General features: G+C 59.2%; 1 pseudogene. It reads right to left on the bottom strand.

Annotated features, from left to right (window positions below):
• Window positions 1-55 precede the first annotated feature (55 nt).
• A pseudogene (locus ACTHSX_RS10835) lies at window positions 56-240 on the bottom strand (bifunctional biotin--[acetyl-CoA-carboxylase] ligase/pantothenate kinase); the annotation flags it as partial.

The raw sequence follows: 240 nt of genomic DNA, 5'->3' as shown, positions 1-240 counted from the left end.
CGGAACCGACTATCTTCACATCTTCATCGGCAAATTGCAGCCATTCTTCGCCCTACTGGGTCAATTCACGATACGGCGCGCGGGCGTCTTCGGAAAATGTGCCGTTCTCCACCCACGCCCATTTCAACGGACTGTTGCCGCCGTCCAGCAGCAAAAAGCGTTCCGGTTTCGCCGCGGCAGGGTGTGCCGGGCGGTTATCCGGACGCAAACTGATCTCGCCGCTGACCATGGTTGTCTCGC

Source organism: Neisseria sp. P0014.S002 (assembly GCF_051958295.1).
GTDB lineage: Bacteria > Pseudomonadota > Gammaproteobacteria > Burkholderiales > Neisseriaceae > Neisseria > Neisseria flavescens_B.
The sequence above is the reverse complement of the archived record's forward strand: the minus strand, read 5'-3'. Positions and strand labels throughout refer to the sequence as shown.